This window comes from Corynebacterium sp. AOP40-4SA-5 (genome assembly GCF_052377355.1).
Taxonomy (GTDB): domain Bacteria; phylum Actinomycetota; class Actinomycetes; order Mycobacteriales; family Mycobacteriaceae; genus Corynebacterium.
In genome coordinates this window covers 29845-50498 of sequence record NZ_JBQSWS010000014.1, presented here as the reverse complement: position 1 = coordinate 50498, position 20654 = coordinate 29845, and the positions used below count along the sequence as shown (strand labels likewise).

The following is a 20654-nucleotide window of genomic DNA, read 5'->3' as shown; positions in this document are numbered from 1 at the left end:
GAGGCTAGGGTCGCTGCGCGGCGATCCCGCGCACGTAGGCGTTCGCCATCCGGGCCTGGACGCGGCGACCCACCGGGCCACCCAACCTGGTCAGCAGGGTGCCGGGCCGGGAGAACGCGCTGACGGTGGCGGTGACCGTGCCGTCGGAGTGCAGGGTCACGGTGAAGGCCTCCTCGCCGCACTCCACGTGACCCGGCAGGGTGCCGTAGACAAGGGAGTCCGGCCCGGCGGTGAGGACCAGGCACGGCGAGTCCAGCGGGGTGAGCAGGCCGCGGCCCGGGGTCACCGTCACGACGTCGCCGACCGCCATCGGCGCGGTGTCGTCCAGCGGTGTTCCGGCGCGGTGCAGCGGTGCGCCGGCCAGCCGGTGCGCCCGCCCTCCCAGCAGGTTGTCGAGCGCGCGGGCGTGGTCGTCCTTGCCGTGCCCGATGACCCGGCTGGTGCTCAGGCAGTGGAACCCCTGGTGCTCCAGGCGGTCGGCTACCCCGGAGTGGCCGTCGAGGTCGTGCACCGAGGCGGACAGTCCGCGGAACTCGCCGGGGTAGGTGAGGTCGCGTTCCGACAGTGCGCGGTCGGGCGGTCGGGGTGGGGAGGACGGGAGGCGCAGTCGCATTCCCCCGAGGCTACCGACACGGCATGCTCCCGTGCCCCGGTAGTTTCTCGGTGGAGAGCATTTTTCGGCGACACCGGCTACAATGCCCCACGTACATCCTCCCTGCCACAGCGAAGGAAGATCGAGCATGCCCGTAACAACCGAGTCAGCCGGGAACTCCGGAACCCGTTCGAGCCGTGCCCTGAGCCGCATCCCGAAACTCTTCTCGGGGCGCAAGGCAGGACGCGTCCTGTCCGCCGGGGCGATGGCGGTCGCGCTGGTGACCGGCGGGACCACCGTCGTGGCGCCGGCGGTGGCGGGCGCGCAGACCTCGACCCACGCCGGCGCCGGCATCGTGCTCACCTTGGGCGACGGCTCCGAGGCGCTGTGCACCCTGAACTCCGTCGTCGAGAAGGACGGCACGTTCTACGGTGTGACCGCCGGGCACTGCCTCAGCGAGGCGGAGATCGGCTCGCCGGTGGTGAAGGTCTCCACCGACTCCGGGCAGCTGCTCGCCGACGCCGAGGACATCGCCGCCGGCGGTGTGGAGCTCGGCGGCGAGGCCAACCCCTTCGACCCCTACGCCGGACTCGACGACGTGGGCTGGTTCCGTCTCGACGAGTCGGTCACCCCGAATGACGGGGAGGTCTCCAGTACCGCGCACACGGGCATCCCGGTGCTCGACGACGCGCTGCGTGGCCACAGCCAGCCCCTCGGCGACCCGGTCCCGGTGACCCAGAACCTCGTCGGCTCCATCGTCTGCAAGGACGGCACGATGTCCGGGCGCACCTGCGGGCCGGTCCTGGCGGTGAACACCGACTCCCAGGAGATCACCGCCCTGATCCCGGCGATCAGCGGTGACTCCGGAAGCCCGCTGCACGTCGCCGGTGCCGACGGCAAGCGCCACATCGTCGGTGCCCTGTCCAACGGCACCCCGGTGCTGTTCAACACCTTCGACGGGACCCGTGAGCACCTCCCGGCCGTCGGGGCGTGACCTTTTCGTTGCCGTTCTCCCGAATTTTCCGGAGTCACCTCTGAAGGACGCTCCAGTGGGCTGTCAGGAAACTCCAAGACTGCGATCGTAGTGTCGGAGACATCGCCACCACAGATGGCGAGGTGATATCCAGAATTGCCGTCGCGAAAGGACTCCGTATTCGGTAGCTGAGCATTCTCCTCTTGAAACGTCAGCAGATGACCCCCGGTTCGTCAGGAGCCGGGGGTCATCTGTGTCTGCGTACGCACGGCCGGGTTTTGGCCCCCTATGTACACTCGGATGCCACGTTGTCCACACGACCTCAACCATCCGGGAACAACGGTGCCCTGATCGGCCGGTGTCCCCGGAGGAACCGGAATTGATGTGACTTCCCCGACCGACAGTTCAGCGACCGACAGCTCACCTGCCAGTCAGTCGACACGCGGCGCGTCAGGGGAGGGGGTGGACGAAAGCAGCGGAGCCAGGCGCGGTCCGGACCCGCTGATCCTCTGGGTCTCGGCCGGGTTCATCGTGGTGTTCGTCGCGGTGTGCGTGATCTTCGGCGACAGTGCCCGCGACAACTTCGCGGTGGTCTCCGAGTGGCTGATGACGAACCTCAACTGGCTCTACATCGGCGGGGTGACCATCGCCCTGCTCTTCCTCATCGCCGTGGCGTTCAGCCACTTCGGACGCATGCGCCTGGGCCCCGACGGGCAGAAACCGGAGTACTCGCTGAAGAGCTGGTTCGCCATGCTCTTCGCCGGCGGTCTCGGCAGCGTCCTGATGTTCTGGGGTGTGGCCGAACCGATCAACCACGCGGTGAACGTGCCCATGCAGGACGCCGAACCGATGTCCCACGAGGCCGTGAACGAGGCCATGGGCTTCACGATGTACCACTTCGGCATCCACATGTGGGTGATCTTCGCCCTGCCGGGACTGGCCTTGGGCTACTTCATCTACAAGCGGAACCTCCCGCCGCGGGTGTCCTCGGTGTTCGCGCCGATCCTCGGCGGGGCGATCTACTCCTGGCCGGGCAAGCTCATCGACGCGCTGGCCATCATCGGCACCGTCTTCGGCATCGCCGTGTCCCTGGGCCTGGGCACGTTGCAGATCGAGTCCGGCCTGGGCACCGTGTTCGGGATCGAGGGTTCCACCCTGCTGCTGGTGGGCATCATCGTGGTCATCGTCGGCGCCGCCTGCTGGTCGGTGGCCGCGGGCCTGGACAAGGGCATCAAGAACCTGTCGAACATCAACATCGTGATGGCGGTGGTGCTGCTCGTCTTCGTGCTCGTCGCCGGGCCCACGTTGCTGTTGCTGCGCGGCACCATGGACACCGCCTCGCTCTACGCCGAGTGGCTGCCGAGACTGATGTTCTGGTCGGACGCCGACCAGATCACCCGTGAGGGCTGGCAGGGCACCTGGACGGTCTTCTACTGGGCGTGGACGATCTGCTGGTCGCCGTTCATCGGCATGTTCGTCGCCCGGATCTCCAAGGGCAGGACGGTCCGGGAGTTCGTCGGCGGCGTACTGGTGCTGCCCGCCCTGTTCATCCTGATCTGGTTCGCCGTGTTCGGCTACGCCGGCCTGAACGCCGAGCGCACGAACCCGGGGAGCCTGTCGGGGCCGGTCGTCGAGGACGGCGACGCGGCGTCCTCCCTGTTCATCCTGCTGGAGACCATGCCGTGGAGCACCCTGGTCAGCGGTTTCGCACTGGTGGTCGTGGCGATCTTCTTCGTCACCTCCATCGACTCCTCGGCGTTGGTGACCGACATGTTCGCCGTGGGGGAGGAGAACGTGACACCGACCTACCAGCGGGTGCTGTGGGCGGTGTCGATCGGTGCGGTGGCCGCGGCGATCCTGGTCATGTCGCCGGACGCCGGGATCGAGGCCTTGCAGGAGGTGTCGATCATCATCGGGCTGCCGTTCTTCCTGATGTTCTTCGTGATGATGTACTCACTGCTCAAGGGAATGAACAACGACTTCCACGCCCGGCCGGAGCCGGTGACCCGCCAGTGGGACAAGACCGACTCGCCGGAGGCGTTGGAGGAGAACGAGAGCAAGCCGGCACCCGGCTACGACGACGACGGTGAGGAGCTGCCCCGGGCGTCCTACGACGCCGACGGCAACCTCATCGTCCCCGGCAGCGTGATCATCGCCGGTGACGTCGGGGTCGTCGGCGGCATCGGCGACGCCGATCCCGAGGACTACGACGCGCTGGGGGAGACTCAGGACGCGCAGGACGGTCCGGAGGGTCCGGACGGTTCGGGCGGGCGACCGGGGTGACGCCGGTCGCGGTTCGCCGCCGACCGTGAGCCGGGTTACACTATGTAGACATAACCATATACGCAAGTGCAGGAACGACAGCTCTCACGAGCATGAAGGAGAACACCATGGTTCAGCGTGTAGGCGTCATCGGGGCAGGTCAGATGGGCGGCGGAATCGCCGAGGTCGCGGCCAAGGCCGGCAGCGACGTCCTGGTCTGGGAGGGCAAGCAGGAGGCCCTCGACTTCGGCAAGTCCAAGATCGAGAAGTCGCTGGCCAAGGCCGTCGACCGCGGCAAGCTCAGCGAGCAGGACCGCGACGCCGCGCTGGCACGCCTGACCTTCACCACCGCCCTGGAGGACTTCGCCGACCGTGAACTGGTCATGGAGGCGATCATCGAGAACGAGGCGATCAAGAAGGACGTCTTCGCCAAGCTCGACGCCATCGTCGAGGACAAGAGCGCCCCGCTGTGCTCCAACACCTCCTCGCTGCCGATCCAGGCCATCGCCTCGGCCACCGAGAACCCCGGCCGTGTCATCGGCCTGCACTTCTTCAACCCGGTCCCGGTGCTCCCGCTCGTCGAGGTCATCCCGGCCCTGACGACCGACGAGTCCACCGTGGAGACCGCACGCACCTACGCCACCGAGGTGCTGGGCAAGTCCGCGATCCAGGCGCAGGACCGCTCCGGGTTCATCGTGAACTTCCTCCTGGTGCCCTACCTGCTCTCGGCGGTGCGCATGGTGGAGCAGGGCGTGGCAACCAAGGAGGACATCGACACCGGCATGAAGCTCGGTGCGAACCACCCGATGGGCCCGCTGACCCTGGCGGACATGGTCGGCCTCGACACCTGTGCGTTCATCGCCGACGTGATGCTCGAGGAGTTCGGCGACCCGTCCTACGCCTGCCCGCCGCTGCTGCGCCGCATGGTGCAGGCCGGACACGTCGGACGCAAGTCCGGCAAGGGTTTCTACGACTACGCATAGATACCCCCGGGGGTCCCTGCACGGCGCGACGGATTTCACTATGCTCGTGCCCGCAAGCCTTTTTACGTCAACAGCGAAGGAGAGCTTTAATGTCAGGGATCGACGACATCAAGAACAAGGCCGAGGACGCAGCAGGCCAGGCCAAGGAAGCTGCCGGCGGCGCCGCCGGTAACGACGACCTCAAGAACGAGGGCAAGGCCGACCAGGTCAAGTCCGATGCGAAGCAGAAGTTCGAGGACGTCAAGGAGAAGGCGACCGACAAGGCCAACGAGGTCATCGGGAAGTTCAAGGACAACTAGTCCTTGACCCTCCCCGGCGTCACGCTGTAGACGCGGACCCCTCCACCTCCCGCACGGGAACGGTGGAGGGGTTCGCTCATGTGCACCGCCGGAACAGGGGCGAAGATCGAGCGTGGGATGGTGAACCCGGTGATTCAGCCATCCCACGCTCGATCTTCGCCCCTCGGTGCGTGAGGAGGGTCAGGAGTCTGCCGACTCCTCCGGGTGGGCCCCGCTCTCCCCGCTCTCCTCCGAGTCGACCTCCGGCCCACCGTCGCCGTGGAAGCCGAAGCGGCGCAGCCGGGCGCGGTCGGCGTCCGAGGAACTGGCGGTGAGGCGCAGCAGCTCGGCGTAGATGCCGCCACTGGTCGCCAGCTCGGCGGGCGAACCGGTCTCGTCGACCCGTCCTGCGTCGAGGGTGACGATGGTGTCCACCGTCGCGATCGTGGACAGCCGGTGGGCGATGACCAGGGTGGTGCGTCCGACCATCAGCTCCTCCAGACCGGCCTGCACCGCGCGCTCGGCGCGGGTGTCCAGGGCGGAGGTGGCCTCGTCGAGGATGAGGATCGGGGCGTCCTTCAGCATGGCGCGTGCCACGGCGATGCGCTGCTTCTGCCCGCCGGACAGCCGCAGGCCGCGCTCACCGATGAGGGTGTCGTAGCCGGCGGGGAAGTTGCGGATGAAGGCGTCGGCGTTGGCACGCTCGGCGACCTCGCGGATCTCCTCGTCGGTGGCGTGGGGACGCCCGTAGGCGATGTTCTCCCGGATGGTGCCGGAGAACAGTGCGGCGTCCTGGAAGACCACGCCGACCATGCCACGCAGCTGGGCGGCGGAGAGCTCGCGGATGTCGTGGCCACAGACCCGCAGCGTGCCGTCGGTCGGACGGTACAGCCCCAGCAGCAGGTTGACCAGGGTGGACTTGCCGCCGCCGGACTCGCCGACCAGGGCGACCTTCTCGTTGTGCCCGGCGGCGAAGCTGACCTGGTGGATGACCTGCTCGTCGGCGTCGTAGCCGAAGCTCACGTCGTCGAACTCGAACACGGGGGTGCCGCCGGGACGGTCGCAGCCGGGGACGGGCTCCGGCGGGGAGGGCACGGCGTCCTCCACGGCCTGTGCGTCGACCACCGAGGGGCCGTACTCGCGGGAGGCGGCGAGCAGCACCGGCGAGGTGGTCGGCTCCTCGAGCTCGTCCATGGCCTCGAAGTACTCCCTCGAGCCGGCGGCGGCGCGCTGGGCGGAGTCGACCATCCAGCTCATCATCGTGGCCGGCTGCTTCGCCATCGCCACCAGCTGCACCAGCAGCACCAGTTCGCCGATGGTGAAGGAGCCGTTGAGGGTGCGCAGGAACAGCACGAGGTAGATGGCGAAGAACACCAGGTTCATGCCGGCCATGCGGAAGATGTCCATCATGTGCCACCAGCGCGACTGGCGTTTGGTGACGTCCACGGTCTCGGCGAAGTGGGTCTGGAACAGGCGCAGCTCGCGCAGCTCGGAGACGAAGGACTTCACCACCTTCACCTGGCCGACGACCTCGGCGAAGCGGCCCTGGGCGGTGTCGATGTGCTCGTTCTTGGTCTTCTCCCACCGCATCCAGCGTTTGCTGGTCAGCGCAGTGAGCCACAGGTACATCGGGAAGATGATGATCAGCAGCAGGGCCAGCGGCCAGTAGTACCAGGCGGAGATCGCCAGCACCACGATCACGGTGAGCACCATGGAGAAGAAGTTGTTGGCGAAGGACTGCAGGAACTGGGTCAGCCCCATGATCGAACGGTCCAGCCGGGAGATGATGGTGCCGGTGATCTGCCGGTCGAAGTAGCTCTGCGGCAGGGCCAGCAGCTTGGCGAAGTAGCGGTTCGACAGGATCTGGCGCATGCGCATGGCCATGACGTCGCCGAACCAGCCGCCCACGTTGTGGATCACGGTGTGGGCGAGTTCGGCGGCGAGCAGGCCCAGGGCCACGCCGATGACGGTGCGGGTGGCTGCCTCGGTCGAGATCGACCCGCCGACCGAGCCCACGATCGTGTCGGTGGCGTGGCTGATCAGGAACGGCGAGGCCAGGGAGAGCAGCACGGTGGCCGTCGCGGCGATGATGACCATCGTGTAGTACGGCCACAGCTCCTTCATGGAGCTGACGATTCGGGTCAGGCTTCGCACGGGGCTCCGCTCCGCAGGTCGGCGGCGGCGATACGGTCCAGGGCCTCGTCGAGGATCTCGCGGGAGGTGCCGAAGTTCAGCCGGACGTGGCCGGCACCGGTCGGTCCGAAGTCGGTGCCTTCGTTGAGTCCCACGCGTGCCAGGGTGCGCAGCCGGGCGGCGGGTGCGGTGACGGTGCCGTCGGCGCCGCGCAGCCGGTCGACGTCCGAGACGTCCAGCCACGCCAGGAAGGTTGCCTCCTCCTGCGGCAGGCGCACGCCGGGCAGCACCTCGGGCAGGCGCTCGGCGAGGTGACGCCAGTTCGCCGCGAGGTAGTCGACCTCCTCGGTGAGCCAGTCCAGGCCCCCGGTGTAGGCGGCGGTGGCGGCGGCCAGACCGATGGTGGAGGCCTCGCCGGTGACGAGGTTGGAGAGCCGGGCGATGTCGCGGGTGTCGTCGTTGTTGGTGGTGATCAGCTGGGCGCACTTGAGCCCGGCGGTGTTCCAGCCCTTGGAGGTGGCGGTCACGGTGACGGTGACCTGCGCGGCGGTGTCGGACACGGTGGCGGTGGGCACGTGGTTGCCGGAGTAGACCAGCGGGGCGTGGATCTCGTCGGAGATCACGCGCACGTGGTGCTTGGCGGCCAGGTCGGTGACCGCGCGCAGTTCCCCGGCGGTGAAGGCGCGCCCCAGCGGGTTGAAGGGGTTGCACAGGATCATGCTGCCCACCCCGTGGGGGTTGTCGGTGGAGGTGAAGGCGCGCTCGAGGGCCTCGAGGTCGAACACGGCCTCACCGTCGTCGCCGGTGCCCATGGGCACGTAGGTGGCGGGGCGGCGGGTGGCGGCCGGCACCTTCTGGAACGGCGGGTAGGCCGGTAGCGGGACCACGATCGACGAGCCGGGTGCGGTGAGGTTGTCGACGGCCACGACGATGCCCTTGACCACGTCGGGGACCACGGTGACGTTGCCCGGGTCGATCGTCCAGCCGTGGCGGGCCTGGGAGAACGACGCCAGCGCCTCGGCGAGCAGCTGTGAGCCGGCACCGAGTTCGGGGTAGCCGAAGTACTCGCGGTCCACGGCGTCGCGCACGGCGGTGGCGACGGCGGGGCAGGTGTCGAAGTCGGTCTCGGCGACCCACAGGGGCAGGACGTCGGGCTCGTAGGCCGTCCACTTCATGGTGCGGCGGTTGCGGAGGGTGTCGAGGGTGGGGAAGGTGAGAGCCATGCCGACAACTCTAACCGCCACCCCCGGACGCGGGAGGATGCAGGGGACAGCGGGAGGAGGCTGCAGGTGGCCTCAGTACAGCGGGCCCAGCAGGGTACGTACCGCGCGCCAGGGGTCGCGCGTGGTGGCGTCCTGCGCGTCGCCACCCATGTCGAAGACGCGCGCGGTGCGCGCCGGTGTGCCGAAGGGTTCCCAGTCCGGGTCCCGGCCGTGGACGAAGTCGACGACGGTGGTGCGGAACTGTTCGCCGACCCCGCCCGGCCGGCCGAGCCGGTGCTGCGCGTCCGGCCCGCACACGGCCTCGACCTCGGTGGTGTCCACGTTCAGACGGTCGAAGAGCAGCGGCAGTTCCGCGCAGTGCTGGGCCGGGATGCCGGGACGGCCGCGGAACTCGTAGGCCCACACCTGCCCGCCGGTTCCCGCGAGCGCCTCGGCGACGGCGGAGGCCCAGCGCCGGATCGTCCGGTCGCCGACGGTGCGTCCCAACGGGTGCACCGGGGCGGTGGTCCCCACCACCCGGCACCAGGCACGCAGGTGGCGCAGCGGCACGCCGAGGCCCCGCATCGACGGGGCGAGGAGCCGGGCGTCCACCGTCCCCGGCAGGCGGAGCCCCCGGCCCAGCACGCGGCGCAGGAGACCGTCGGTCTGGCGCACGAGCGGGAAGCGCACGAACTCGTCGTGCATCGTGCCCACGAGCACGGGCACCGCACGCAGCGTGCCGGGGTCCAGCGGGTACACGCCCACGGCGCAGTCGGTGAGGTGCATACGGGCGAAGCGTCGGTAGGACGCACTGAGCTGGGTGGGGGTCAACGACGCGAGCATGTCGACGGACGGCGCGCGCGCGACGCCACGGCCGGTACGGCCGCCACGGCCGGCGCGCAACGCGAGACGCGTGGTCAGCCGGCGCTGCGTCCAGCCGCGACGAGGGGCGCCCGGTGACATCAGCACGGCCCGGTGGAACAGGTCGGTGGCACGGGGGTCGGTGAGCAGCCAGGCGACGAGGGCACCGCCGGCGGACTGGCCGGCCAGCGTCACCCGGTCGGCGTCGGCGTCCAGACCGCCGGCGATTCCGGCGCAGTCCCTGATCCACCGCAGACCGAGCAACAGGTCCTCGACGCCCCGGAAGGTGGCGGCGTCTGCACCTTCTTCTGCTCCTTGAGCACCCGGGCCCGGCAGGGGCAGGAAGCCCTCGAAGCGTTTGCGGTAGTTCATTGCGACGACCACGCAGCCCTCGCGGGCGAGGGCGCAGCCGTCGTACCAGGGTTCGTCGGCGTGGCCGGTCTCGAACCGTCCGCCGTGGACCCACGCCATCACCGGCAGTGCCCCGGGCCCGCCGGACGGGCAGTACACCGTGGCCGTGTGTGCGGCGCGCAGCCCGCGACGTCCGGCGGTGTCGGTGCAGTCCAGCGTGCCCTCCCACGCCGGGGCCGGTCGCGGCGTGGCGAAGAGGACGTCGCCACTGTCGAAGGGTGCGGCGACGGGCACCGCGCGGAACACGGCGACGCGGTGGCGTCCGGCGTCGGGGTCCTCACGCCAGGATCCCCGCACGGTGCCGGACGGGGTGCACAGCAACGGGTCGCCGGTGGCGGGGTCGGTCCTCATCGGGTCAGCGGTGGCTGCTGGCTTCCTGCATGATGATCGAGATGACCCCCATGGCGTGCAGGTCCAGCTGACGGCGCAGGTTCGACGACTCGTTCATCTCGTGGTCCACGAACAGCCCCTCCACCCCGGAGACCATGTAGGTCACGATGGCGGTCCGCCGGTGCTCCGGGACGTGGGCGAAGTGGGCGGCGCCGATGTCGGAGAGCCGGGCGATGACGTCGGCGCGCATCTGCAGGTACATGCGGCGCGGGCTGGGGTCGTCGCTGCGCTTCTGCAACGCCAGAGGCAGGCACAGGCGGATGAACTCCGGGTGGTTCTCCAGGGCGTCGAGGAGCTGCTCGGCGATCTGGGGGAGGTGCTGCAGGATGTCCTCGTCGACGGGGATGTCCCAGGCCTTGTTCCAGGCGTCGAAGCTCTTCGAGATGACCTGGGACATCAGGTCGTCCTTGTCCTGGAAGTGCCAGTACAGGGAACTGGCGGGCAGCCCGCACTCCCGGCAGATCTCCGCGATGCTCGTCCCGTCGTACCCGCGCTCGGCGGCGATCCGCGTGGCGGCGGCGAGGATGCGCTGGCGCGAGCGCTCCCCGTCGGCACGGCGGTTTCGTGCCCGGCGGCGCGGTTTCGCCTTGTCGTTTGAGCTGTCTGACGAGCTGTCTGACGTGGTGTTCGACGAGCTCACGGGCGCCTTCTCGTCGGTGGGCGTGGTGGTGGTGCTGTATTCTACCGGGGCTGACATGGTTGATATACTACGGAAAATAAATATCTCGGGTGTATCCGCCCCCTGATCCCCGTCGGGCGGCACGTTAAGCTGGCGCGCATGACCGGCGACACCACTTCACGAAACCCCCTGCTCGAACCCTCGGACCTCGACCACGAGCTGCCCGACTTCCGCGCGATCGCGCTCAGCGACCTCGTCCCGACCTTCCGCACCGGTGTGGTCGACCACCGGGCGGAGATCGCCGCCATCGTGGCGAACCCGCAGGAGCCCACGTGGGAGAACACCATGGAGCCCCTGGAGGCCAGCGGTCAGCTGCTCGACCGGGTGCTCGCCATCGTCTTCAACTACGCCGGCACGGACGCCACCGACGAGGTCGTGGCGGTGGAGGAGACCGTCGCCCCCGAGCTCGCCGAGCACGTCAGCGCGGTGAACATGGACGCCGGCCTCTTCGCCCGGGTGAATGCCCTTTCCGCCCGGTCGCAGCTCCCCGAGGGCAGTGAGGACGAGGCTCTGTTGACGCACTGGCTGCGGCGTTTCCGCCGCGGCGGCGCCGCCCTCGACGACGCCGGACGCACCGAGCTGGCCACCATCGACGCTCGCCTGGCGGAACTCTCGACGCGTTTCGGACGCAACCTCGTCGCCGCGACCGACGCCGGTGCCGTCCTGTTCACCGACGAGGACGACCTGGCGGGGTTGAGCCCGGCGCACAGGCGCCGGCTCGCCGCCGACGCCGCCGAGACCGGGCAGGACGGCTGGCTGGTGCGCCTGGGTCTGCCGAGCGTGCAGCCGGTCATCGAGGAGCTCGACGACCCGGCCGCCCGCACCCGCGTCACCGAGGCGTCCCGTGCCCGTGGACGCGGCACCAACGACGAGGTGGTGCTGGAGATCGTCCGGCTGCGGGCGCGCCGGGCGGAACTGCTCGGGTACCCCAACCACGCGGAGTTCGTCGCCGAGGAGGAGACCGCCGGCTCGCTCGCCGCGGTCGACGACCTGCTGGGCACGCTCACCCCGGCGGCGGTGGCCAACGCCGCCGGCGAGTACAAGCTGGCACTCGACAAGTCCGGTGCGGGCGACCCCCTCACCGAGTCGGACTGGCCCTACTGGGCGGCCAAGCTGCGCGCCGAGGAGCTCGACGTCGACGAGGCCGAGATGAAGAAGTACTTCCCGCTGGAGCGTGTGCTGCGCGACGGGGCCTTCTTCGCCGCGCAACGGCTATACGGCATCACCGTGGCCCCGCGCGAGGATCTCGTGGGCTACCACCCGGATGTGCGGGTCTGGGAGGTCAGGGAAGAAGAGGCGGCCGGCGGTCAGGCGATCGGCCTGATCCTCACCGACATGTACGCCCGTCCCACCAAGCGTGGCGGGGCGTGGATGAGCAGCTTCGTGGACCAGAACAACCTGCTCGGCCAGACGCCGGTGGTGGTCAACGTGCTCAACATCGCCAAACCCGCTGAGGGTGAGGCCGGGGGCGAGGCTCTGCTGAGCATCGACGAGGTGATGACCGTCTTCCACGAGTTCGGCCACGCCCTGCACGGGCTGCTGTCCGACGTGCGTTACCCGAGCCTGTCCGGCACGAACGTGCCGCGGGACTTCGTGGAGTTCCCCAGCCAGATCAACGAGAACTGGGCCCTGGAGCCGGCGGTGCTGGCGAACTACGCCCGCCACGTGGAGACCGGGGAGCCGCTGCCGCAGGAGATGGTGGACGCGGTGCGCCGGCAGGCGGCGTGGGGTCAGGGCTTCTCCACCTCCGAGTACCTCGCGGCGTGCTGGCTGGACCTGGCGTGGCACCGGCTCACCCCCGCGCAGGCGGCGGCGGTCACGGACGTGGCGTCCTTCGAGCAGGACGCCCTGGAGGCCGCCGGTTTCGGCGCGGTGGGCGGTGGCGCGGACGCCCCGGCGTTGGCGCCGCGGTACTCCTCGACCTACTTCAACCACATCTTCGCCGGGGGCTACTCGGCGGACTACTGGAGCTACCTGTGGGCCGAGGTGCTCGACGCCGACGGATTCGAGGGCTTCGTCGACACCGACGCCGCCGGGCGTGACGGGGTCGACCCGGACGACGTGCGCTTCGCAGGTGACCGGTTCCGCCGCATGGTCCTGTCGCGCGGGGCGACGATCGACTACGACGACGCCTTCTGGATGTTCCGCGGTAAACAGCGCAGTGTGGAGCCGCTGTTGCGCCGTCGTGGGCTCGCAGGGGCGGCGGACTCGGCGGGGTAACCTCCCGCGCGGACTGGAAGGTAGGATCGTTTCCTGTGACTGACGGCATAGAACAATGGGTCCTCGACCTCCCGCTGTGGCTGCAGACCCCGTTGGTCCTGATCGTCCTGGTGCTGGTGGCCTCCGTCATCGCCGTGGTGCTGATGAAGGTGGCCTTCGGCCTGCTTCCCCTCAGCCACGAGGAGCGGCAGGCCTTCGGACCGGCGGACGGACCGTCCGGCGAGACGCGAGAGGAAAGGCAGAAACGGTGAAGCACCATTCCAGAGTGAGGCAGGCCCTCATCCTGCTGATCGTCCTGCTCGTGGTGGCCTGGCTGATCAGCTACTTCCTCTGACATCCCGCCTGTGCCCCACGGGATTCGCGATTTTCATTATATCGATACAGACGTCAGCTAGCGTTGTGGACTGGAACACGCAGGGTTCCCGGGTGTGAGCTGAACGACCACCTGACATCACTGTGATTGGAGAGACATGCAGGAGTACTCCTCGGAGGCGCTGTACACCGTCGGCGAGAACGAGACTTGTCTGACCGCGATCAGGGACAATGCCCTGAAGCGTCCCCAGACCATCCTGTACAGCCGTCCGCGGAAGTTCGAGTGGGTCGACGTGCGCGCCGACGAGTTCCTGCGCGAGGTCTACGACGTCGCCAAGGGACTCATCGCCAACGGCATCGGCCAGGGCGACCGTGTGGTGCTGATGTCGGACACCCGGTACGAGTGGAGCCTGCTGGACTTCGCCATCATGGCCGCCGGTGCGGTCTCCGTGCCGATCTACCCCTCCTCGTCCACCTCGCAGTGCGAGTGGATCGTGCAGGACTCCGGCGCGCGCCTCGGCATCGCCGAGAAGTCCGGCCACGCCGTGCGCCTGCGCACCTTCGTCAAGGAGGGTGAGCCGGTGGAGGGCACCGCCCACCTGCGCCGCGTCCTGTCCTTCAACGAGGGTGCCGTGGCGACCCTCGTCGAGGAAGGCAAGGACGTCGACGATGCGCAGGTCGAGGAGCGCATCGCCGCGACGAAGTCCTCCGACCTGGCGTCCCTGGTGTACACCTCCGGCACCACCGGACGGCCCAAGGGCTGTCGGCTGCTGCACTCCAACTGGCTCGGCGAGGCGCGCGCGATCCTGACCCACCCCATCGGCGGCATCGCCGTGGAGGGCAACCGCACGCTGACCTTCCTCCCGCTGGCCCACGTGCTCTCGCGCGCGGTCTCCCTGGCCACGACGATCGGTGGGGCGACCCAGTCGCACTGGGCGGACATGTCCACCCTGGTGCCGGAGTTCCAGCGCTCCCAGCCCCACCTCATCCTCGGCGTCCCGCGCGTCTTCGAGAAGGTGCACGCCGGGGTGAAGACCAAGGCCACCGAGGGTGGCGGCATCGGCGCCAAGATCTTCCCGCGCGCCGAGAAGACCGCCGTGGAGTACTCCAAGGCCCTCGACTCCGCCGAGGGGCCCTCGCTGGGCCTGAAGGTCAAGCGCACCGTCTACGACAAGCTGGTCTACGGCAAGGTCAAGGCGGCCATGGGCGGCGAGCTGCAGTACGCCATCTCCGGCGGCTCGGCACTGAACCCGGAGCTCATGCACTTCTTCCGTGGCATCGGCGTGCGCATCTACGAGGGCTACGGCATGACCGAGACCACCGCGGCGATCGCGGTGAACTTCGAGCCGGACAACATCATCGGCACCGTCGGCAAGCCGGTCGGCGGCAACACCGTGCGCATCGCCGACGACGGTGAGATCCTGATGAAGGGCACCGTGGTCTTCGACGGCTACTGGAACAACGAGAAGGCCACGAAGGAGAGCTTCAGCGACGACGGCTTCGTGATCTCCGGCGACCTCGGTGAGCTGCTGCCCACCGGCCACCTGAAGATCACCGGGCGCAAGAAGGAGATCATCGTCACCGCCGGTGGCAAGAACGTCTCCCCGGGGCCGCTGGAGGACATCCTGCGCTCCGCCCCGCTGATCTCCCAGGCGATGGTCGTCGGCGACAACGAGAAGTTCGTCGGCTCCCTGATCACCCTCGACGAGGAGGCCCTGGTCGGCTGGCGCAAGCGCAACGGCCTCAACGCCGACACCTCGGTCAAGGAGCTGGCGAAGAACCCGGTGCTGCGCGCCGAGATCCGGGACGCGATCAACGAGGCCAACGACACCGTCTCGCACTCCGAGGGCATCAAGAAGTTCCGCATCTGCCGACGCGACTTCACCGAGGACGACGGCGAGGTCACCCCGTCGATGAAGGTCAAGCGGCACACCGTCGCCGAGCACTTCGCCGACGACATCGCCTGGATCTACACCTCCCGCTAGATTCTGGTAATCCCCGACACCACCCCGGCCCAGCCTCCATGGGCCGGGGTTCGTCGTGTCCTAGACTGTCCTTCAGTCGCGACCCGCGAGATAAACCGACTTCTGACGCTGCCGAGAGGAGCCATCCGTGCACGACGCCGCCCGACTGCGACTGCGCGAGCTCACCCAGAGCGTCTACGACATCGGCGACGAGGTCGCCGAACTCATCGAGAACCTCTCCGAGTCCATGGCGGACTGGGACGAGGAGCTCGTGGAGGACTGCCTCCTGGAACTCGCGGAGTCCGTTTCCGTGGGACGCGCCGAGGTCCGTGCCGCGCTCGCCGAGCTCAACGGTCTGCGTCAGGCGTTCGTCTCCGGTATCCGCTCGGGGTCACTGTCGGCCACGGTGGTGGACAACCACCCGGGACGCACCCTGTCCTTCCTGCGCGACCACGCGGTCACCCCGGTCGAGCCGCAGCCGGCACCGATCGTGAGCACGGCGACGCTGCGGGTGAACCTGCGCCGGCGCAACACCGAACTCACCGACATGCTCGCCGACCTGGCGGAGTGGACGGTGGAGCAGACCCGCCTGGCGGTCGAGGATCAGAGTGTCCTGCTGCCGCAGGCGTTGGCGAGGGCGGAGAAGCACGCGCGCGACGTGGCGTCGCGCTGGCGCGGCGAGGTCGTCGGCGACCACCCCGCGCTGGTCGGCGAACTACGCGGCGAGGCCCCGCCGCGCTTCCTCGCCGAGCGCGCCCGGGTGGAGCAGGTGCTGTCGAAGATCCGCTCACGCCGCGTCGCCGCCGGCTGAGACTGCCCCGGCCCGGCCCCGCTGCGGCCCCGCTGCGGCCCCGCTGCGGCCCCGTGGCGTCCGACCGATAGCATGGTCCCAATGACCCGCATCCCCGAGGACCGTCACGGCCTGTACATCCACGTGCCGTTCTGCAGCACCCGGTGCGGTTACTGCGACTTCAACACCTACACGCCGGGGGAGACCGGTTCCTCCTCGATGTCGACGTACCTCTCCGCGCTGGAGGCCGAGCTCGACCTCGCCGCGTGTGACTGGGACCGCACCGGCCCGCCGTCCACCGTCTTCCTCGGCGGCGGCACACCGTCGCTGCTGGGGGCGGACGGCCTGGCGCGCGTGCTCGGCGCCGTCAAGCGCACCCTCGGCCTGGCGCCGGGGGCGGAGGTGACCACGGAGTCGAACCCGGAGTCGACGTCCCCGGAGTTCTTCGACACGTTGCTGGAGGCCGGCTACACGCGGGTGTCGCTGGGCATGCAGTCCGCGGCGGGCCACGTCCTGAAGGTCCTGGACCGCACGCACACCCCGGGGCGCGCCACGGAGGCCGCCCGCGAGGCGATGGCCGCCGGTTTCGAGCACGTCAACCTCGACCTCATCTACGGCACCCCCACCGAGACCGACGACGACCTGCGGCTCACCCTCGACCAGGTGCTGTCCACCGGCGTCGACCACGTCTCCGCCTACTCCCTGATCGTGGAGGACGGCACGGCGATGGCACGCAAGGTGCGCAAGGGTCTGCTGCCGCAGCCCGACGAGGACGTCTACGCCGACCGGTACGAGATGATCGACTCGGCACTCAGCGAGGCGGGTATGGGCTGGTACGAGGTGTCGAACTGGTCGCGCCCGGGCGGGGAGTGCCGCCACAACATGGTCTACTGGCGCTCGGGGCAGTGGTGGGGCGCAGGCCCCGGCGCCCACGGGTGTGTGCGGCTTGTGGACGACCCGGTCACCGGCCGCGGCGTGGAGCCGGTCGCGGCTGACGCGTCCGGTACGTCCGGCACAGAGTTCAGCGGTATCACCCGTCTGGTCAACGCCAAGCTGCCGCGGCGCTACGCCGAGGCGCTCGGCGAAGGGACGGACGGGGCCGACGGCACTGACGGAGCGTCCGAGCGGCGCAGCCCGGTGACCACCGTGGAGCCGCTGAGCCGCGGCGACCTGCACACTGAGCGGGTCATGCTGGGCCTGCGGCTGCGCGAGGGGCTGGCGGACGAGGTGCTGGCGTCCGCGGCGTCCGCCGTCGAGCACCACGTGGAGCTCGGCCTGCTGGAGCGAGTCGACGGGCGTACCCGCCTGACCGACCGCGGCCGGCTGCTGGCCGACGGCATCATCACCGACATCCTGCTCGCCGAAGAGGGATGAACCCGGCAGGGATGAGCACAGCAGGGATGACACGTGCCCGGGGGTGCGTGCCATACTGGCGGGAGACAGAAAGGCAGGGCACACACCATGGCGGCTAAGGCGATGACGGGGACCGAGCAACGGCGTGCCGAGGTGCTGCGCGCCATCGTCGCCGACTTCATCTCCACCCACGAACCCGTCGGTTCCAAGGCCCTGGTGGAGCGTCACCGGCTGGGGGTGTCCTCGGCGACGGTCCGCAACGACATGGCGGTGCTGGAGTCCGAGGGCTACATCATCCAGCAGCACACCAGCTCCGGGCGCATCCCCACGGAGAAGGCCTACCGCACGTTCGTCGACGGCATCGCTCAGATCAAGCCGCTGAGCCGTCCGGAACGCCGCGCGATCCTGGGCTTCCTCGAGGACGGGGTGGACATGGAGGACGTGCTGCGCCGCAGCGTGCAGCTGCTCGCCCAGCTCACCCGCCAGGTCGCGGTGGTGCAGATCCCGGACCTGCGTCGCGGGCGGGTGAAGCACTGCGAGATCGTGCAGCTCGGCGACACCCGGCTGCTGCTGGTGCTGATCACCGACGCCGGGCAGGTCGAACAGCGCAACGTGGACCTCGCCGACCCGTTGTCGGCGGAGGACCTGCCGAAGCTGCGCGAGCTGATCAACGAGACCCTCGTGGGCCACACCCTCGACGACGCCTCCGCGGCCATCGCCGAGATGGCCGCCGGCGACGACGAACGGGTCTCGCCGCGCCTGCGCGCCCCGGCGTTGAACTGCGCGACGGTGCTCGTGGAGACGATGCTGGAGCGTCCCACCGACCGGCTGATCCTGGCGGGCACACCGAACCTGGTGCGTGCCGGCGAGCTGGAGAGCGTGCTGGAGGCCCTGGAGGAACAGGTCGTGGTGCTGCGGCTGCTCTCCACGGCGCGCGACCACGGGGTCAGCGTGACCATCGGCGAGGAGAACGGCACCGCCGAGCTGCAGTCCGCGGCGGTGGTGTCCACCGGTTACGGTGCCCGCGACGAGGTCATGGGCGGTATGGGGGTGCTTGGGCCCACGTACCTGGACTACCCCGGTACGATCAGCTCGGTGCAGGCGGTGGGCCACTACGTCTCCCGCATTCTCGCCGGCGAGTAGGACGTACTACACTTGTCGGGGTGATTTTCGGGGCCTTTTCGGGCCCCGGTTTTCGGCCCGCCGGGGAAAGCCCCGGGGCCGGATGATGGACAGTCCCCAACTAACGGTGAGAAGGAAACAGCCACCTTGGCACGTGACTACTACGGAATTCTCGGTGTCAGCAGTGACGCGTCGGACGCCGAGATCAAGAAGGCCTACCGCAAGCTGGCCCGCAAGTACCACCCGGACGTGAACCCGTCCGAGGAGGCCGCGGAGCAGTTCCGTGAGGCCTCCCTGGCGCAGGAGGTGCTCACCGACCCGCAGAAGCGGCAGATCGTGGACGCCGGCGGCGACCCCGAGGAGCAGGGCCCCGGCGGCGGTGGCGGTGCCGGCGGGTTCGGCGGTGGCGGCTTCGGCGACATCTTCGACGCCTTCTTCGGCGGCGGTGCCGGTGGCGCCGGCGGCCCGCGGGTCTCGCGCGTGCGCCCGGGCAACGACGCCCTGCTGCGCCTGCAGCTGACCCTCGACGAGTGCTTCGCCGGTGTGACCAAGGACGTCACCGTGGACACCGCGGTGCTCTGCGAGGAGTGCGACGGTTCCGGTTCGGAGTCGAAGTCCGCCCCGGTGACCTGCCCGACCTGTCACGGTCAGGGCCAGGTCATGGAGATCGAGCAGTCGATCCTGGGCCGGGTGCAGGTCGCCCGCGCCTGCCCGCGGTGCCAGGGTGTCGGCGAGATCATCGAGGACCCCTGCCAGGAGTGCGCCGGCGACGGCCGCGTGCGCGCCCGCCGCGACATCGAGGTGAAGATCCCGGCCGGCATCCGCGACGGCATGCGGATCCGCATGTCCGGCGAGGGTGAGGTCGGCCCCGGCGGCGGCCCCGCCGGCGACCTCTACGTGGAGGTCCAGGTCAAGGAGCACAACTACTTCCTGCGCGACGCCGACGACCTGCACGTCACCGTGAACGTGCCGATGGTGGACGCCGCACTGGGCACCACGGTGGAGGTGCCGCTGCTGGACGACTCGGTGGCCACCGTCACCGTGGAGCCCGGTACGCAGCCGGAGGCCGTGGTGCGCGTCAAGGGCAAGGGCATGCCGCACCTGCGCCGCGAGGGCCACGGCAGCCTGGTGGCGCACGTGGACGTCACCGTGCCCACGGAGCTGGACAAGAAGCAGCGCGAGCTGCTGGAGCAGTTCCGTGGTGAGACCGGCCACGTCGCCGGCCTGCAGTCCTCCGGGGACGAGCACTCCGGCGGTTTGTTCTCGCGGCTGCGCCAGAAGTTCGGCCGGTAGCGGAGGACTGACGTGACCGACCCCGTCTTCGTCGTCCCCGACCTCACCGCGCAGCTCGCCGCGGTGGGGGAGACCGGCGAGTTCACCCTGCCCGCCTCCGAGGCGAAGCACGCCTCGGTCAAGCGCATCCGCCAGGGTGAGGCGGTGGTGCTCACCGACGGTTCCGGGACGGGTGTCGCCGGGACGTGGAACAGCTCCGGTGGCTCCGGTGGGACAGTGACGGGTCAGCGCCGGGTCGACGAGGACACCCCGCGCCCGCGGGTCACGGTGGTGCAAGCCATCCCGAAGTCCGAGCGCGCCGAGTTGGCCGTCGACCTGGCCGTGCAGGCCGGTGCGGACCGGATCATCCCGTGGCAGGCCGATCGCTGCGTGTCGCGTTGGACGGGCAAGTCGGACAAGGCAGACAAGTCCGCGAAGGCACGGTCACGTTGGGAGGCCACCGCGGTCTCTGCGATGAAGCAGTCCCGCCGCCTGTCCGGCGCCCACGTGGGCGACCTGCTCACCGACATCGCCGAGCTACCCGCGCACCTGGCAGACCGGCCCTGGGGCCAGGACGAGGACCAGCACGAGGGACAGGACGCTGCGGCGCGCGTGCGCGTCCTCGTCCTGCACGAGGACGCGGCGACGCCGCTGCGTGACGTCGACCTCGACGTCGACGAGGTCGTCCTGGTCGTCGGGCCCGAGGGAGGTGTCAGTGACCGGGAGATCGCGGCGGTGACGGGCGCGCAGGACGGTCAGGCGATCGTCCTGGGCCCGGAGGTGCTGCGTACGGCGACGGCCGCGGCCGTCGCGCTCGGCGCCATCGGGGTGCTCACCACGCGGTGGGGGCGCTAAAC

Annotated in this window: 17 protein-coding genes; 12 read left to right on the top strand and 5 right to left on the bottom strand. The window is 69.5% G+C overall.

All coding sequences use genetic code 11. The annotated features are described in order from the left end of the window. Window positions 1–4: 4 nt before the first annotated feature. Window positions 5–613: a DUF1990 domain-containing protein gene (locus tag ACT3S3_RS09745; RefSeq protein ID WP_301442714.1), complete on the bottom strand. Its 609-nt coding sequence runs from the start codon at window positions 611–613 to the stop codon at window positions 5–7. A gap of 127 nt (window positions 614–740) precedes the next feature. Here ACT3S3_RS09745 and ACT3S3_RS09740 point away from each other — a divergent pair, with 127 nt between their 5' ends. From ACT3S3_RS09740 to ACT3S3_RS09725, 4 genes are all read left to right on the top strand, one after another. After that, window positions 741–1586, top strand: coding sequence for a hypothetical protein (locus ACT3S3_RS09740; protein WP_301442715.1), 846 nt, complete (start codon window positions 741–743; stop codon window positions 1584–1586). A 441-nt stretch (window positions 1587–2027) separates the two neighbouring features. Beyond that, entirely contained in the window at window positions 2028–3848 is a 1821-nt protein-coding gene (locus tag ACT3S3_RS09735; RefSeq protein WP_301442716.1) for a BCCT family transporter, read from the top strand. 107 nt (window positions 3849–3955) lie between these two features. After that, window positions 3956–4810: a 3-hydroxybutyryl-CoA dehydrogenase gene (locus ACT3S3_RS09730; protein ID WP_301442717.1), complete on the top strand. Its 855-nt coding sequence runs from the start codon at window positions 3956–3958 to the stop codon at window positions 4808–4810. Window positions 4811–4899: 89 nt separating this feature from the next. After that, on the top strand, window positions 4900–5109 hold the full coding sequence (locus ACT3S3_RS09725) for a CsbD family protein (RefSeq protein WP_301442718.1): 210 nt from the start codon (window positions 4900–4902) through the stop codon (window positions 5107–5109). Between the two features lie 180 nt (window positions 5110–5289). Here the strand turns inward: ACT3S3_RS09725 and ACT3S3_RS09720 are convergent, their stop codons facing one another. The 4 genes from ACT3S3_RS09720 to ACT3S3_RS09705 all read right to left on the bottom strand — a co-directional run bounded on the left by ACT3S3_RS09720 (window position 5290) and on the right by ACT3S3_RS09705 (window position 10782). After that, window positions 5290–7212 (bottom strand): ABC transporter ATP-binding protein, encoded by a 1923-nt coding sequence (locus tag ACT3S3_RS09720; protein ID WP_301442219.1) that lies wholly within the window; start codon window positions 7210–7212, stop codon window positions 5290–5292. A gap of 17 nt (window positions 7213–7229) precedes the next feature. Further along, window positions 7230–8444 carry a MalY/PatB family protein gene (locus ACT3S3_RS09715; protein ID WP_301442220.1) on the bottom strand — a complete coding sequence of 405 codons (1215 nt, stop codon included), beginning with the start codon at window positions 8442–8444 and terminating at the stop codon, window positions 7230–7232. A 72-nt stretch (window positions 8445–8516) separates the two neighbouring features. Further along, window positions 8517–10046 (bottom strand): carboxylesterase family protein, encoded by a 1530-nt coding sequence (locus tag ACT3S3_RS09710; protein ID WP_441579652.1) that lies wholly within the window; start codon window positions 10044–10046, stop codon window positions 8517–8519. 4 nt (window positions 10047–10050) lie between these two features. Continuing rightward, a complete protein-coding gene (locus tag ACT3S3_RS09705; RefSeq protein ID WP_301442222.1) occupies window positions 10051–10782 on the bottom strand; it encodes a TetR/AcrR family transcriptional regulator in 732 nt (243 codons plus the stop codon). Window positions 10783–10863: 81 nt separating this feature from the next. On the opposite strand from ACT3S3_RS09705, the gene ACT3S3_RS09700 reads away from it, so the two are divergent. The 8 genes from ACT3S3_RS09700 to ACT3S3_RS09665 all read left to right on the top strand — a co-directional run bounded on the left by ACT3S3_RS09700 (window position 10864) and on the right by ACT3S3_RS09665 (window position 20652). Further along, a complete protein-coding gene (locus ACT3S3_RS09700) occupies window positions 10864–12984 on the top strand; it encodes a M3 family metallopeptidase (RefSeq protein ID WP_441579653.1) in 2121 nt (706 codons plus the stop codon). Window positions 12985–13019: 35 nt separating this feature from the next. After that, window positions 13020–13235 carry a hypothetical protein gene (locus ACT3S3_RS09695; protein WP_441579654.1) on the top strand — a complete coding sequence of 72 codons (216 nt, stop codon included), beginning with the start codon at window positions 13020–13022 and terminating at the stop codon, window positions 13233–13235. 219 nt (window positions 13236–13454) lie between these two features. After that, a complete protein-coding gene (locus ACT3S3_RS09690) occupies window positions 13455–15281 on the top strand; it encodes an AMP-dependent synthetase/ligase (RefSeq protein ID WP_444614838.1) in 1827 nt (608 codons plus the stop codon). A 127-nt stretch (window positions 15282–15408) separates the two neighbouring features. Continuing rightward, a complete protein-coding gene (locus ACT3S3_RS09685; RefSeq protein ID WP_301442226.1) occupies window positions 15409–16071 on the top strand; it encodes a hypothetical protein in 663 nt (220 codons plus the stop codon). Between the two features lie 72 nt (window positions 16072–16143). Then, on the top strand, window positions 16144–17424 hold the full coding sequence (gene hemW, locus ACT3S3_RS09680) for a radical SAM family heme chaperone HemW (RefSeq protein ID WP_301442227.1): 1281 nt from the start codon (window positions 16144–16146) through the stop codon (window positions 17422–17424). Window positions 17425–17511: 87 nt separating this feature from the next. Further along, on the top strand, window positions 17512–18546 hold the full coding sequence (gene hrcA / locus ACT3S3_RS09675) for a heat-inducible transcriptional repressor HrcA (RefSeq protein WP_441579655.1): 1035 nt from the start codon (window positions 17512–17514) through the stop codon (window positions 18544–18546). 126 nt (window positions 18547–18672) lie between these two features. Continuing rightward, window positions 18673–19818: a molecular chaperone DnaJ gene (dnaJ, locus tag ACT3S3_RS09670; RefSeq protein ID WP_441582169.1), complete on the top strand. Its 1146-nt coding sequence runs from the start codon at window positions 18673–18675 to the stop codon at window positions 19816–19818. A 12-nt stretch (window positions 19819–19830) separates the two neighbouring features. Continuing rightward, window positions 19831–20652 carry a 16S rRNA (uracil(1498)-N(3))-methyltransferase gene (locus tag ACT3S3_RS09665; protein WP_301442230.1) on the top strand — a complete coding sequence of 274 codons (822 nt, stop codon included), beginning with the start codon at window positions 19831–19833 and terminating at the stop codon, window positions 20650–20652. The last annotated feature ends 2 nt before the right edge of the window (window positions 20653–20654 follow it).